This window comes from Aminobacter sp. BA135 (genome assembly GCF_050859125.1).
Classification (GTDB): domain Bacteria; phylum Pseudomonadota; class Alphaproteobacteria; order Rhizobiales; family Rhizobiaceae; genus Aminobacter; species Aminobacter ciceronei.
This window is the reverse complement of sequence record NZ_CP139572.1, coordinates 4,642,326-4,656,350: the sequence shown is the minus strand read 5'-3', so window position 1 is coordinate 4,656,350 and position 14,025 is coordinate 4,642,326. Positions and strand designations below refer to the sequence as shown.

Genomic DNA, 14,025 nt, shown 5'->3' with positions numbered 1-14,025 from the left:
CTCCCCCCTTGCGGGGGCCGGCAGGACAGAGGGGGGCAACGTCGAGCGCTTTCCTCTGAAGTTCACGGGACGAGCCTGCTCCACTGGCAAAATACTCGTCCGGTCTTGAAAGGTCGCGATCCTTCGCACCCCCCTCTGTCCTGCCGGACATCTCCCCCGCAAGGGGGGAGATTGGCCAACCGGACGTGTCCTTCCCGATGACAGCATCGCGCGCCGTTCCAGCGTTGGGCGCGACCGTCGGCGATGACGGCATCCGGTTTGCCGTCTGGTCCGGGGCAGCGGAGCGCATGTGGGTGTCGCTCTACGACGTCGACGGCAAGGCGGAGACCGCACGGCTGGAAATGCCCCGCAGTGACGACGGCGTCTTTGCGCTTGATGTCGCCGGGCTGGGCGAGGGCACGCGCTACGGCTTTCGCGCCGACGGACGATATGCGCCCGACAATGGCTTGTGGTTCGATCCCGACAAGCTGCTGGTCGATCCTTATGCGCGGCGAATAGATCGACCCTACCGCTATGACGCCCGGCTTGCCGCACCCAGGGGGCAGGGCGGCGACAGCGCCGCGCTGATGCCGAAGGCGATCGCCGCGACGTTGCCGCTCGCGCCGCACGCGGCACCGGCGTTCAGACCAGGCGGGCTGATCTACGAGGTTCCCGTCCGCGCCTTCACCATGCGCCATCCCGATGTGCCCAAGCGCCTGCGTGGCACCATCCGGGCGCTGGCCGAGCCCGTCATCATCGACCATCTGCTGAAGATCGGCGTCTCGGCGGTCGAGCTGATGCCGGTGACGGCTGTGATGGACGAGCGCCACTTGCCGCGCCTCGGCCTCAGCAATGCCTGGGGCTACAATCCGGTGAGCTTCATGGCGCTTGATCCGCGCCTGGCGCCTGGCGGTATCGCCGACCTCAGCGAGACGACGGCGGCACTTCATGCCGCCGGCATCGGGGTCATCCTCGACCTGGTCTTCAACCACACCGCCGAAAGCGATGAACTGGGACCGACCCTGTCGCTGCGCGGCCTCGACAACGGCGCCTATTATCGCGCCGCCGTCGACGATCCCGGCCGTTATGCCAACGACACCGGAACCGGCAACACGCTCGCTTGCGACCATCCGGTGGTTCAGGAACTCGTGCTGGACAGTCTGAGACACTTCATCGTCCATGCCGGCATCGACGGCTTCCGCTTCGATCTCGCGCCGGTGCTGGGGCGGGTCGGCGGCGAGTTCAGCACCGACGCGCCCCTGTTGCAGGCGATGCGGCACGACCCCGTCATCGGCGACCGTGTCCTGATCGCCGAGCCCTGGGATATCGGCCACAACGGCTACCGGCTCGGCGGCTTTCCCGCGGAGTTTCTCGAATGGAACGATCGCTACCGCGACGACGTCAGGCGTTTCTGGCGCGGCGACCGCGGCCTGGTCGGGGCGCTGGCGACGCGGCTTGCCGGATCGTCCGACAGCTTCGGCGGCGGGGCGCAGACGCGGACGGTCAACTTCATCGCTGCCCATGACGGCATGACGGTCGCCGACCTCGTCCGCTACGAGCGCAAGCACAACGAGGCCAATGGCGAACACAATCACGACGGCCACAACGAGAACTTTTCCTGGAACAACGGCGTCGAGGGCGAGAGCGGCGATCCCGAGATATCGGCGGAGCGCAGTCGCGATATCAGCGCCTTGCTGGCGACGCTGTTTGCCTCGCGCGGCGCCATCATGCTGACGGCGGGAGACGAATTCGGCCGCAGCCAGCGCGGCAACAACAATGCCTACGCCCAGGACAACGAACTGACCTGGCTCGACTGGGCCGAGCGTGACGTCGCCCTGGAGGACTTCGTCGCTGAACTCGGCAAGCTGAGGCGAGAGGTGCCGGCGCTGGCGCAACTCGGCTTTCTCAGCGGCGCAGTCCCTGATGGCGCGCAGGTGGCGGACGTCGAATGGCTGACCGAGGCCGGCCGGGCGATGAGCGACGCCAACTGGTATGAACCCGACCGTCACCGCCTGACGATGCTTCTGGGCAATGGTGCCGCAGAGGGCGGCCGGCTTGCCGTCATGATCAACGGCGCGCGGCGCGATGTCCATTTTGCCCTGCCGGCGCGTTCGGCCTTCGAATGGCGACACGCGATGGTCGGGGCACATCCGGCCGGCGGGCGCTTCAGCGTGCCGGCGCGAAGTGTTTCATTTGCGATCGAACGGCCTCAGGCCGAAAGCCCAGGAGATCAGCCATGACCCAGCAATCCGGTGCCGACTGGTGGCGCGGCTGCGTCATTTACCAGGTCTATCCGCGCTCGTTCCAGGACAGCACCGGCGACGGCAGCGGCGATCTCGCAGGCATCACCAGGCGTCTGCCACATATCGCCTCGCTGGGCGTCGATGCGGTCTGGCTGTCGCCCTTCTTCAAGTCGCCGATGGCCGACATGGGCTACGACGTCTCCGATTATTGTGACGTCGATCCGATGTTCGGCACGCTCGCCGACTTCGACGCGATGATAGCGGAGGCGCACCGGCTCGGGCTGAAGATCATCATCGACCAGGTGCTGTCGCACTCGTCCGACAAGCATCCCTGGTTCGTCGAAAGCCGGATGAGCCGCGACAATCCCAAGGCCGACTGGTATGTCTGGGCCCAGCCCAAGCCCGACGGCACCGCGCCGAACAACTGGCTGTCGATCTTCGGCGGTCCAGGCTGGGAGTGGGATTCGACGCGCAAGCAGTACTACCAGCACAATTTCCTCGCCTCGCAGCCCGATCTCAACTTCCACAATCCCGAGGTGCAGGACGCGCTTCTGGAAACGGTGCGTTTCTGGCTCGACCGCGGCGTCGACGGCTTCCGGCTCGACACGGTGAATTTCTACGTCCACGACAAGTGGCTGCGCGACAACCCGCCCTTGGCGAAAAGCGTTGCCGGCGAGAACGACGAAGCCAACCCCTACGAGTATCAGGACCATCTGTTCGACAAGACGCGACCGGAAAACATCGTCTTCCTCGAACGTTTTCGCGCGATGCTCGACGAATATGACAATCGCAGCTCGGTGGGCGAGGTCGGCGACGGCGAGCGCTCGCTGCAGACGGTTGCGGCCTATACGGCGGGCGGCGACAAACTGCATATGTGCTACACATTCGACCTGCTCGGCCCGAAATTCTCCGCCGCCCACGTCCACAAATGCATTGCCGATTTCGAGGCGGCGGTGACCGACGGCTGGGTTTGCTGGGCCTTCTCCAACCATGACGTGATCCGTCATGTGACGCGCTGGACCAGGCCCGGCGGCGACCCCGAGGCGGTGGCCAAGTTTTCCATCGCCCTGCTTGCCTGCCTGCGCGGCTCGATCTGCATCTACCAGGGCGAAGAACTTGGTCTTGAAGAAGCCGACGTTGCTTTCGAAGACTTGCGCGATCCTTACGGCATCCGCTTCTGGCCAGGCTACAAGGGTCGCGACGGCTGCCGCACGCCGATGGTGTGGGAGGCCCAGGCGGAGCAGGGCGGTTTCTCCGACGGCAAGCCCTGGCTGCCGATTCCGGCCGCCCATCGCGCGCTCGCGGTCGATCGACAGCAGGGCGACGCGGAATCGGTTCTGTGTCGTTACAGGGCGGTGCTGGCGGCGCGCAGGACGCTTCCGGCACTTATCCACGGCTCGATTGAGCTGCTGGAAACCGAGGGCGACGTGCTCGCTTTCCTGCGTGAGGAAGGGGCCGAACGGGTGCTCTGCGTCTTCAACTTTTCAGAGAAAGCGGCCTCATTGCCAGTTCCGGCAAGGCTTGCCGGCGTGAGCCAAGTGTCGTTCCCCGGCGCTTCAGGTGAACTCGAAAAAGACCGTATCACCTTGGCGCCGCTCGATTACTTTATCGGGCGCTTAGTTTGAACTCGCTCAAGTTGACTTTAGGTGAGCACGAGTCGTGTTGAAAATAAAAATTGTCGTGTCTAGTGTCAGCCACCGCTGGCGGTAGGGAGCTGCCGGCTCGCTCAACGAAACCGGAAACATCCGGCATTCGGGCGCTAACCAGGCGAGGCCGTGTTTACGGGGAACACGCCTATTTGGGAGAAGTACACATGCTGAAGAACATGCTGAAAGCGACAGTGTTCGCTACGACGCTTGCGCTGTCTGCTGGAGCGTTGTCCGTTCCGGCTTTTGCGGAGGTCGTCTTTAATCGCGGCAATTCGGCCGATCCGGAATCGCTGGATCCGCACAAGACATCGACGGTCTATGAAGCCCACATCCTGCGCGACCTGTTCGAAGGTCTTGTCATGCAGGACCAGAATGCCGAAGTCATTCCGGGTGCAGCCGAGAGCTGGACCGTTTCGGACGACGGCACCGTCTACACCTTCAAGCTTCGCCAGGGCGGCACCTGGTCGGACGGCAGCCCGGTTACCGCTGACGATTTCGTCTACTCCTTCCGTCGCCTCGAGGACCCGGCCACCGCCGCTGAGTATGCCTCGATGCTCTACGTCGTGAAGAACGCCGAGGAAGTGAACACCGGCAAGGCCAAGCCCGAAGAACTCGGCGTCAAGGCAGTCGATGCCAACACCTTCGAAGTGACGCTGAAGTCGCCGACCCCCTATTTCCTCGAGATGCTGACGCACCAGTCCACCTATCCGGTGAACAAGGCTGCCATCGAGAAGCTCGGCGCCGACTGGATCAAGCCGGGCAACCTGGTGTCCAACGGCGCCTTCACGCTCGCTGAGTTCGTCCCGAACGATCACATCAAGCTCGTCAAGAACCCGAAGTTCCATGACGCCGCCAATGTGAAGCTCGACGCCGTCAACTACTTCCCGACCGAAGACCGCTCGACCGCCATCAAGCGCTTCGAGGCCGGCGAGCTCGACAGCAACGACGATATCCCGACCGAGCAGATGGCCGACCTGAAGGCCAAGTTCGGCGACCAACTGCGTATCGGCGCCTATCTCGGCACCTACTACTACGCGATCAAGACGGACAAGGCGCCGTGGGACAATGTCGAGCTGCGCAACGCAGTCTCGATGGCCATCGACCGCGACTTCCTGGCCGAGAAGGTCTGGCAGAATTCGATGCTGCCCGGCTACTCGATGGTGCCTCCCGGCATCGAAGGCTACAAGTCGTCGGTGGCGAAGTTCGCCGAGATGTCGCAGATCGACCGTGAGGACGAGGCCAAGAAGGTCTTGGAAAAGCTCGGCTACGGTCCCGACAAGCCGCTGAAGATGGAAATCCGCTACAATACCTCGGAAAACCACAAGAACACCGCGGTCGCCATCCAGGAACAGCTCAAGCCGCTCGGCATCGAGGTGACCCTGCTCAACACCGACACCAAGACCCATTACGGCCATCTCGAGCAGAAGGGTGACTTCGACGTCGCTCGCGCCGGCTGGATCGCCGATTACAAGGATCCGGAAAGCTTCCTCGGCATTTCGCGCAAGGCTTCCGGCAACAACTACTCGAACTACAACAGCCCGAAGTTTGAAGAGGCCATGAACAAGGCTGCTGCCGATGGCGGCAAGCCGGAGCTCCGCCTCAAGGACCTCGAAGAAGCAGAACGCATCCTGATCGACGATGTCGGCCAGATCCCGCTGCTCTACTATAGCTACAAGAACCTCGTTTCGCCGAAGATCAAGGGCTTCGACGAGAACGTCATGGACGTTCATCCTTCGCGCTTCGTCAGCAAGGACTAGTCCCGGCTCTGCCGCCGCCTCCTGAAAACGGGGGCGGCGGTCCCGGCTAACCTGCGAAGGCGTGGTAGCTATGTTTCTCTATGTATTCCGGCGGCTTCTGACCGCCATTCCGACGATGTTCGTCATCGTCACGCTGGCCTTCTTCCTGATCCGCGTCGCCCCCGGCGGCCCATTCAATCAGGAGCGCGGTCTCAGTCCCGAGATCAAGGCCAATCTCGAAGCGCAATTCGGTCTCAGCGACCCGATCTGGCTTCAATACGTCAACTATCTCAAGAACCTGCTGCACGGTAATTTCGGGCCCAGCTACAACCTGCCCGATTTCACCGTCACCGAGCTGTTCGCCAACGGCCTGCCCATCTCGGTCCAGCTTGGTCTGTCGGCTCTCGTCTTGGCGCTTGCCGTCGGCACAGTGCTCGGCATCGTCGCAGCGCTCAACCAGAACAAGCTTGGCGACTACTCGGTCATCGCACTTGCCACCGCTGGCAGCACGATCCCGACCTTCGTCATTGCGCCTGTCATCCAGCTGCTGTTCGGCCTGACCTGGAAGCTGCTGCCGATCGGCGGCTGGGGCGATGGGGCATGGATCAACAAGATCGGCCCGATCCTGACTTTGTCGCTGCCGCAGATCGCCATCGTGGCGCGCCTGATGCGCGGTTCGATGATCGAGTCGCTGCGTTCCAACCACATCCGGACCGCGCGTGCGCTTGGCCTGTCCGACTGGTCGGTGGTGGTCAAGCACGCACTGCGTGGCGCTGTCCTGCCCATCGTGTCTTATGCGGGCCCGGCGGCGGCGGCATTGCTCACCGGTTCGATCATCGTCGAGACGATCTTCGCCATTCCCGGAATCGGCCGCTACTTCGTCGATGCGGCACTCAACCGCGACTACACGCTGGTGATGGGAACGGTGGTGGTGATTGCGCTGTTTACGATCGCGTTCAACCTGATCGTCGACATCCTCTATGCCTTCTTCGATCCGCGGGTGCGCTATGACTGATACAGCCATTTCAGCGCCCGTCGTCGGGCGATCGCTCTGGGGCGATGCCTGGGCACGCCTCAAGGCCAACAAGGCTGCGATGTTCAGCCTTTTCTACCTGATCGCCATGGCGACCGTCTGCATCGTCGGACCGTTCTTCGTGCCGCATCAGTACACGACGATCTATGCCGACTATGTCCGGACGCCGCCAAGTCTCTCGGCTTATCCCAAGCCGGAAATGATCGAGACCGCCATGAACGACGCCGTCAAGCGCATGCGTGTCGACGTCAAGGAATGGCGCCAGGAAGGCGAACGGGTGTTCATCACCGTGACGTCGAGCAAACCGCTCGACGAGCGCAACATCCGCTATCTCGACCGTTCCGACACCTTCGACGACGGCAAGCTCGAAAGCACCTCTGCTGATGGGCTGACGGCGGTGATGAGCGCCTCGATCAAGCAGCAGTACTTCCTGTTCGGCACCGACAACACCGGCCGCGACCTGCTGTCGCGAACGCTGATGGCGGGCCGCATCTCGCTGGCGATCGGCCTTCTGGCCGGCATCGTCGCCGTGGTCATCGGGGTCATCTATGGCGCCACTGCCGGCTTCATGGGCGGCAAGACCGACGAGGTGATGATGCGCATCGTCGACGTGCTCTATTCGCTTCCCTTCATCTTCTTCGTCATCATGCTGGTCGTCTTCTTCGGGCGAAACTTCGTGCTGATGTTCTTAGCTGTGGGGGCGGTGTTGTGGCTCGACATGGCGCGCATCGTGCGTGGCCAGGCCCTGTCGATCCGCCGGCAGGAATATGTCCAGGCGGCCGAAGCGCTCGGCGTGCGCTCGCGCGGCATCGTCCAGCGCCACGTCATCCCCAATCTGCTCGGGCCGGTGGTCATCTACATGACCCTTCTGGTGCCGCAGGTCATCATCCTGGAGAGCTTCTTGTCGTTCCTGGGGCTCGGCGTGCAGGAGCCGATGACAAGTTGGGGCGTGCTCATCTCGGTCGGCGCCAAGAACATCGGCACCGCCAACTGGCTGCTGTTGTTCCCGGCCTTCTTCCTGGTCTCGACGCTGTTTGCGCTGAACTTCATCGGCGACGGCCTGCGTGACGCTCTCGATCCGAAGGACAGGTGAGATGGCTGGAGAAACAATACTTTCGGTCAAGGACCTGCGCGTCCGTTTCCGCACGCTGGACGGCGTGGTGGAGGCGGTGAAGGGCATCCACCTTCACGTCGACGCCGGCGAGACTGTTGCCGTGGTCGGTGAGTCCGGCTCCGGCAAGAGCCAGACGATGATGGCGGCGATGAGCCTTTTGGCCTCCAATGGCGAGGCCACTGGCGCTGTCGACTACCGCGGCAAGAACCTGCTGACACTCGGCAAATCGGAACTCAACAAGGTCCGTGGCCGCAAGATCAGCATGATCTTCCAGGAGCCTATGACCTCGCTCGATCCGCTCTACACCATCGGCAACCAGCTGATGGAGCCGATCCGCAAGCATCGTGGGTTGAGTGGTGCGGCAGCGCGTGCCGAAGCCCTCAGGCTGCTCGAACTGGTCAAGATTCCCGACCCCGAGCGGCGCCTGAAATCCTATCCGCACGAAATGTCGGGTGGCCAGCGCCAGCGCGTGATGATCGCCATGGCGCTTGCCAACGACCCCGACATCCTGATCGCCGACGAGCCGACCACTGCACTCGACGTGACGATCCAGGCGCAGATCCTGACCCTGCTGGCCGAACTGCAGCGCAAGCTCGGCATGGCCATCGTCTTCATCACCCATGACCTCGGCATCGTCCGGCGCTTTGCCGACCGTGTCTATGTCATGCGCTATGGCGAGGTGGTGGAGGAGGGCAAGGCCGACGAGCTGTTTGCCAACCCGCAGCACGACTACACCAGGATGCTGCTGGCAGCCGAGCCGACCGGCCGCAAGGCGCCGCCTGCCGCCAATGCGCCGATCCTGCTCGAAGGGCGCAATGTCGAGGTCGAGTTCAAGATCGGCGGCGGCTTCCTTGCCGGCCCGCCGATGCTGTTGCGGGCGGTCGACCGCATCTCGATCATGCTCAAGCAGCGCCAGACGATCGGCATCGTCGGTGAATCGGGATCGGGCAAGTCGACGCTGGGCCGGGCCTTGCTCCGGCTACTGCCGAGCCAGGGCACGATCCGCTTCGGCAACAAGGATCTGTCCAACGCCGACCGCGCCGAGATGCGGCCGCTGCGCCGCGAGCTTCAGCTCGTCTTCCAGGATCCGTTCGGCTCCTTGTCGCCGCGCATGACGGTGGGCCAGATCATCACCGAAGGCCTGCTCGTGCACGAGCCGTCGCTGTCGTCAAAGGAACGCGACAACCGGGCGGTGGAGGCCCTGCGTGAAGTCGGGCTATCCCCCGAAACACGCAACCGCTATCCGCACGAGTTCTCCGGCGGCCAGCGCCAGCGCATCGCCATTGCGCGGGCGATGATCCTGAAGCCCAAGGTCGTCGTGCTCGATGAGCCGACCTCGGCGCTCGACCGATCGGTGCAGAAGCAGATCGTCGAGCTTTTGCGCAAGCTGCAGGCCGACCACGATCTGTCCTACCTGTTCATCAGTCACGATCTGGCCGTGGTGCGCGCCATGTCGGACTACATCATCGTGATGAAGCAGGGAAAGATCGTCGAGGAGGGACCGACGGAGGAGATCTTCGGCGCGCCGCGTGAAGCCTACACCAGGACCTTGATGGCGGCGGCGATCGACGAGACGAAGTTCCGCCAATCGGCCTGACGGTTTGGCAGCCTGACGGTTTGTCAGCCTGACGGCTTTTGGCAGGCCACTGGTGAAAAACAGCAGCAGGCCCGGAGACGCCAGTCTCCGGGCCTGTTCGCATTCAGAGCACCAGAACGGAGCGGCCGCAGTTGACGCCGTGAACCCGGACATCGGCTTCGCCGACCTTTACGCCGACCAGCGACAGAACGTTGTAAAGCAGCCCGTCGATGGGGGCGGTCACGCCGGACAGCAGGCCGACGATGGCGGTCTTGACCGCGGCGTCTGTCGGCACGAACAGGCCGAGGCCAAGGCCCAGCACCTTGAGATCGACATCCAGCGTCAGCCCGCTCAACAGCGAGGCGGTCAGCGACTGCGTCAGGTTGCGTGTCGACACCGACTTGACCCGGCGTGCGTCGATGTCGCTCTTGTTGAACGTAAGGGCCTGCGGCGTCATGTTGCCGATCCGCACATTCGCGGCACCCTTGACGTCGACGGTCAGCACGTTGAGGCCGACCGGGTTGAGCTTGACCAGCTGCGCGGGCTGCACCACGGGCCTCTTGGTGAAGACCCTGAGTTCCGCCGGGTTGATGTCGCCGAGCCAGATCTCGGCGACGCCGGGCTGGGCGTCGACCGTGACGATCGCGCTTGCCGGCTTGCCGGTGGGACAGGAAACGCTTTTCAACTGAGCCTCGGCATAGGCCAGCTCGACATAGAGCGGCACGCGGACCGATCCACCCAGCACGCTGTCGACCAGTCCCCCGGTGCCGCCAACGGTGACGACGAGTTGCAGCCTCGTCTGCGCCGTTCGCACGATCTTGCCCGGCTCGCCGACCGCAAACCAGCTGTATCCTTGCGGTGGTTCGCCGATGGCGACGTTCAGCTTGACGCCGAGCAGGCCCGGCACGCCGGCGCCAAGGTCGACGGCGACCTGGTTTTTGCCGTTGGCGATGGCGGCTGCGGCGCTGACCAGTTCCATAATGCCGACATCGGCGTCCAGCCCGGCGGCGCCACGACCCGTCGACAGTTTGCCGATCGCGCCGAGGTCGATGTAGTTCTTGAGCGGCACCTTGAGCGAACCGGGGATGTGAGAGCCCAGAAGCTTGTTCAAGGCGATGTCGGCGTCCCTGTCCTTGTTGACCGTCGCCAGAGCCGACAGTATCTGCCCGACGCTCGCTTCAGCTTGCAGCACCTCATTGTAGGTACCCGCCGTCAGGTTCAATCCGGTCTTCAGCGCATCGATGAACTGCAGCGCGTTGACGTCGGCCCCCAGAAGCGCGTTGTAGTCCATCACATTGAGCGAAAGCGTCGTACCCAGCAGGCCGCCAAGAAGGCTATTGAGCAGGCCGCCATTGAGGCTGGCAAGCCTGGAGCCCACGGAGAAGGCGGCTTCCGCCGGCGCGGTCGCGACCGCCGTGGTGACAATCTTGCGCTCACCGATCAGCGCATTGGCGAAAAAGGTCGTGCCGTCCTTGGAGTAGGTGACGCGCACGGCGTTTGGCGGCGTTGCACCGACGACGAAGCGCGCGTCGACTGAGACAGTGGGGTCGGCGGCATAGCGCCCCTTTTCGACGAGCACGCGCTTGTAGCCGACAGTGAGTGTTTGAGGGGTGGAGCCGTCAACCAGGACGACGTTGTTCTGCTGATTGTTGTTGAATACCTTCAGCACCGCGGCATCGGCCTTGGCGATGTTGCCGGCGGCATAGATTGCTGCAAGATCGGTAATCGACTGGGCCTCGCGGCGCTCGACATAAAGCGAGCCTTCGTCGACTGCCAGTGCAGCCGTGGCAAGGCCGATCGGCAGCGACAGCGCGAACATGGTCGCCATGTTGCCTTTTCGCGCGCGCCGGAACTCGGACAGTCTGTTCAGGATTGCCGTAAACATTCAGATGCCCCCCACCCGAATTGTCGAACTGCGTTTGATGGTCTGCTCCGGCATCGGCAGCATTGTCAGCAGATTCCAGATCGGAAGCTGGCGGGCGTCGTAGCTCAAGGAGACGACGAACTGTTCGCTGTCATTGGCGCTGTCCTTGGCGTCCACTGTCAGTTTTGTCTTGTCGATGAGGACGTAGCCGTCGCCGTTGAGATCGATGTATCTCTGTGCGAGCGTTTTGCGCTCGGCTTCGTTGAGCCCGCCGATGGCGGTGCGGGCTGCGTCGGCTGCCATCTGCTGGACGGAATGCAGGGCGCCGAAGTAGATGCCGTAGGCAATCATCCCGAAAACAAGAAGGATGAAGATCGGTGCGACAATTGCAAACTCTATTGCCGAAGTACCGGATTTCGACTGAAGGAAGTTGCTTCTATCAGGCGGTCGTCCGCGAAGCAGGTTCCTTTGCCATCTGCCCAGGCCAATCCGTTCGGTAAACGGCCTCGAACCGTCTGCTCCGAGCTTGCAGTGCAGTCGGCACGAGCGCCATGCCCCAGACGTCCTGCGTGCCGTTAGCTCCCTGAAATTTTGTTTGTACACAAAGTAATTATGCCCAGTCATATGCCACCTGTTTGGCTTTTGCCAAGATCTTCGGCCTCGATGATCAGAGATCAGCAAGATCAAAGACAGAGTGAGCGCAGAAGATTATCGATTTGCTAATATGGCGCTTCGCGGTGACGAATGATCAAGAATGGTTCAACGCCGATACCAAAATCCGCTTAAAACAATCAACAATTCGTATGAGGTGCGGATGCATTGTCAGACGTGACACGTAGATGGCGCGTGTCCATCTTCTTGCGGCAGGTAGTGTGCAACTCTTGATTGTCGTCTTGTGAATAGTACGCGCTGGTTCCGGAAATCTTGCCAGCGTCAGTCGAGTATTCTGGCGCAGTGCTGCCAAAAGTTGCAAGCACGCGAAAAGCCGATCTCTGGCGCTTCGGCTTAAGGAATTGTGATTTCGGGATTTTTCTGGTCGGAGTGGCAGGATTCGAACCTGCGACCCCATCGTCCCGAACGATGTGCGCTACCAGGCTGCGCTACACTCCGTGACCAGTGGGCGGGCTTATAGCCGCCGGTTCGGGTTCCTGCAAGCGCCAAAGGTTCGACTGGCGCAATTTTTCGCAAGTGAGTAATCTTGTTGTGCTTTTGAGCCTTTTTGCTGCCGTGGCGGTAGGGGACAGTGACCCGATCTTGCGGTATTCGATGCCGAACAGAATCTATGCGCAGCATGGCGCCGGAGTGCAGTAGTGAATTTCAAGCCAGTCGCCCAGGCATCTCCAAATACGTTCGAATTCGAAACGCGCGCACTGGTCAAGCCGACCGGCTTTCGCGAATACGATGCGCGCTGGTGGTTCGGCCATCCGAGCTCGTCCAAGGAGCCGGAGCTCAACCTGATCGGCGTCCAGGCGCTGGGCATGGGCATCGGCACGTTGATCCGGCGTCTCGGCGCCGGACCCGACATCGTCGTCGGCCACGATTTCCGCTCTTATTCGATGTCGATCAAGCTGGCGCTTGTGTCAGGTCTTCAGGCGGCGGGCGCACGGGTCAAGGATATCGGCCTGGCGCTGTCGCCGATGGCCTATTTCGCCCAGTTCGCGCTCGACACCCCGTCGGTCGCCATGGTCACCGCCTCGCACAACGAGAATGGCTGGACCGGCGTGAAGATGGGCGCGCAGCGGCCGCTGACCTTCGGCCCGGACGAGATGTCGGCGCTCAGGGATATCGTGCTCAATGGCGACTTCGACCTGACCGGCGGCGGCTCCTATGAGTTCGTGCCCGATTTCCGCAAGACCTATATCGACGACCTGGTGGCCGGCAAACGCATCACCCGCAAGCTGCGCGTCGTCGCCGCCTGCGGCAACGGCACGGCAGGGGCGTTTGCGCCGGAAGCGCTCGAGCGCATCGGCTGCGAGGTCATCCCGCTCGATATCGAGCTCGACCATTCGTTCCCGCGCTACAACCCCAACCCCGAGGACATGCAGATGCTGCATGCGATCAGGGACAAGGTGCTGGAAACAGGCGCCGATGTCGGGCTCGGCTTCGACGGCGACGGCGACCGCTGCGGCGTGGTCGACAACGAAGGCAACGAAATCTTCGCCGACAAGGTCGGCGTCATGCTCGCGCGCGACATCTCGGCGCTCCATCCGAACGCGACCTTCGTCGTCGACGTCAAGTCCACGGGCCTGTTCAACACCGACACGGTGCTCGCCGCCAACGGCGCCAAGACCGACTACTGGAAGACCGGCCACTCCTATCTCAAGCGCCGCGTCGCCGAACTGGGAGCCATCGCCGGCTTCGAGAAGTCGGGCCACTTCTTCTTCAACCCGCCGATCGGCCGCGGTTATGACGACGGCATCGTCACCGCGATCGCCGTCTGCCAGATGCTCGACCGCAGTCCCGGCAAGTCGATGGCAGACCTCTATCGCGACCTGCCGCTGACCTATGGCACGCCGACAATGTCGCCGCATTGCGACGACGAACTGAAATATGGCGTCGTCGACAAGGTCGTCGCCGATTTCGAGGCGATGAAGCGCAATGGCGAGATCTTCGCCGGGCAGAAGATCGTCGACCTCGTCACCGTCAACGGCGTGCGTGTCGTTGCCGAGGACGGCACCTGGGGGCTCGTTCGGGCATCCTCCAACAAGCCGGAGCTCGTCGTGGTGGTCGAAAGCCCTGTTTCGTCGGAGCGTCGGCGCGAGATGTTCGAGGCGGTTGACGAAGTGTTGAGGCGCAATCCGTCCGTCGGCGCTTATAACCAGACTTTCTGA

The 14,025-nt window shown here is 62.6% G+C and carries 9 protein-coding genes and 1 tRNA gene; 7 read left to right on the top strand and 3 right to left on the bottom strand.

Going from position 1 to position 14,025, the window contains the following annotated elements; all coding sequences use genetic code 11:
* Positions 1 to 197 precede the first annotated feature (197 nt).
* The 6 genes from glgX to SLT36_RS22680 all read left to right on the top strand — a co-directional run bounded on the left by glgX (position 198) and on the right by SLT36_RS22680 (position 9,351).
* Positions 198 to 2,219 (top strand): glycogen debranching protein GlgX, encoded by a 2,022-nt coding sequence (glgX, locus tag SLT36_RS22705; protein ID WP_432284544.1) that lies wholly within the window; start codon positions 198 to 200, stop codon positions 2,217 to 2,219.
* Positions 2,216 to 3,847, top strand: coding sequence for an alpha-glucosidase family protein (locus tag SLT36_RS22700; protein ID WP_432284543.1), 1,632 nt, complete (start codon positions 2,216 to 2,218; stop codon positions 3,845 to 3,847). Before glgX ends, SLT36_RS22700 begins: the two co-directional genes overlap by 4 nt.
* A gap of 188 nt (positions 3,848 to 4,035) precedes the next feature.
* Positions 4,036 to 5,628 carry a peptide ABC transporter substrate-binding protein gene (locus tag SLT36_RS22695; RefSeq protein WP_432284542.1) on the top strand — a complete coding sequence of 531 codons (1,593 nt, stop codon included), beginning with the start codon at positions 4,036 to 4,038 and terminating at the stop codon, positions 5,626 to 5,628.
* A 70-nt stretch (positions 5,629 to 5,698) separates the two neighbouring features.
* A complete protein-coding gene (locus tag SLT36_RS22690) occupies positions 5,699 to 6,622 on the top strand; it encodes an ABC transporter permease subunit (RefSeq protein WP_432284541.1) in 924 nt (307 codons plus the stop codon).
* Positions 6,615 to 7,733 carry an ABC transporter permease gene (locus tag SLT36_RS22685; protein ID WP_067964415.1) on the top strand — a complete coding sequence of 373 codons (1,119 nt, stop codon included), beginning with the start codon at positions 6,615 to 6,617 and terminating at the stop codon, positions 7,731 to 7,733. Before SLT36_RS22690 ends, SLT36_RS22685 begins: the two co-directional genes overlap by 8 nt.
* Before the next feature lies 1 nt (position 7,734).
* Entirely contained in the window at positions 7,735 to 9,351 is a 1,617-nt protein-coding gene (locus tag SLT36_RS22680) for an ABC transporter ATP-binding protein (RefSeq protein WP_432284540.1), read from the top strand.
* Between the two features lie 103 nt (positions 9,352 to 9,454).
* Here the strand turns inward: SLT36_RS22680 and SLT36_RS22675 are convergent, their stop codons facing one another.
* The 3 genes from SLT36_RS22675 to SLT36_RS22665 all read right to left on the bottom strand — a co-directional run bounded on the left by SLT36_RS22675 (position 9,455) and on the right by SLT36_RS22665 (position 12,304).
* Entirely contained in the window at positions 9,455 to 11,158 is a 1,704-nt protein-coding gene (locus SLT36_RS22675; RefSeq protein ID WP_432284539.1) for a pilus assembly protein TadG-related protein, read from the bottom strand.
* A 57-nt stretch (positions 11,159 to 11,215) separates the two neighbouring features.
* Positions 11,216 to 11,818: a TadE/TadG family type IV pilus assembly protein gene (locus SLT36_RS22670; protein ID WP_432284538.1), complete on the bottom strand. Its 603-nt coding sequence runs from the start codon at positions 11,816 to 11,818 to the stop codon at positions 11,216 to 11,218.
* A 409-nt stretch (positions 11,819 to 12,227) separates the two neighbouring features.
* Positions 12,228 to 12,304, bottom strand: a tRNA-Pro gene (locus SLT36_RS22665).
* A gap of 200 nt (positions 12,305 to 12,504) precedes the next feature.
* On the opposite strand from SLT36_RS22665, the gene SLT36_RS22660 reads away from it, so the two are divergent.
* Entirely contained in the window at positions 12,505 to 14,025 is a 1,521-nt protein-coding gene (locus tag SLT36_RS22660) for a phosphomannomutase/phosphoglucomutase (protein ID WP_432284537.1), read from the top strand.

Excerpts from the sequence above, each read along its gene's own strand:
- glgX (WP_432284544.1), top strand. The coding sequence starts at position 198 with ATGACAGCATCGCGCGCCGTTCCAGCGTTGGGCGCGACCGTCGGCGAT.
- SLT36_RS22700 (WP_432284543.1), top strand. The coding sequence starts at position 2,216 with ATGACCCAGCAATCCGGTGCCGACTGGTGGCGCGGCTGCGTCATTTAC.
- SLT36_RS22695 (WP_432284542.1), top strand. The coding sequence starts at position 4,036 with ATGCTGAAGAACATGCTGAAAGCGACAGTGTTCGCTACGACGCTTGCG.
- SLT36_RS22690 (WP_432284541.1), top strand. The coding sequence starts at position 5,699 with ATGTTTCTCTATGTATTCCGGCGGCTTCTGACCGCCATTCCGACGATG.
- SLT36_RS22685 (WP_067964415.1), top strand. The coding sequence starts at position 6,615 with ATGACTGATACAGCCATTTCAGCGCCCGTCGTCGGGCGATCGCTCTGG.
- SLT36_RS22680 (WP_432284540.1), top strand. The coding sequence starts at position 7,735 with ATGGCTGGAGAAACAATACTTTCGGTCAAGGACCTGCGCGTCCGTTTC.
- SLT36_RS22675 (WP_432284539.1), bottom strand. The coding sequence starts at position 11,158 with ATGGCGACCATGTTCGCGCTGTCGCTGCCGATCGGCCTTGCCACGGCT.
- SLT36_RS22670 (WP_432284538.1), bottom strand. The coding sequence starts at position 11,818 with ATGACTGGGCATAATTACTTTGTGTACAAACAAAATTTCAGGGAGCTA.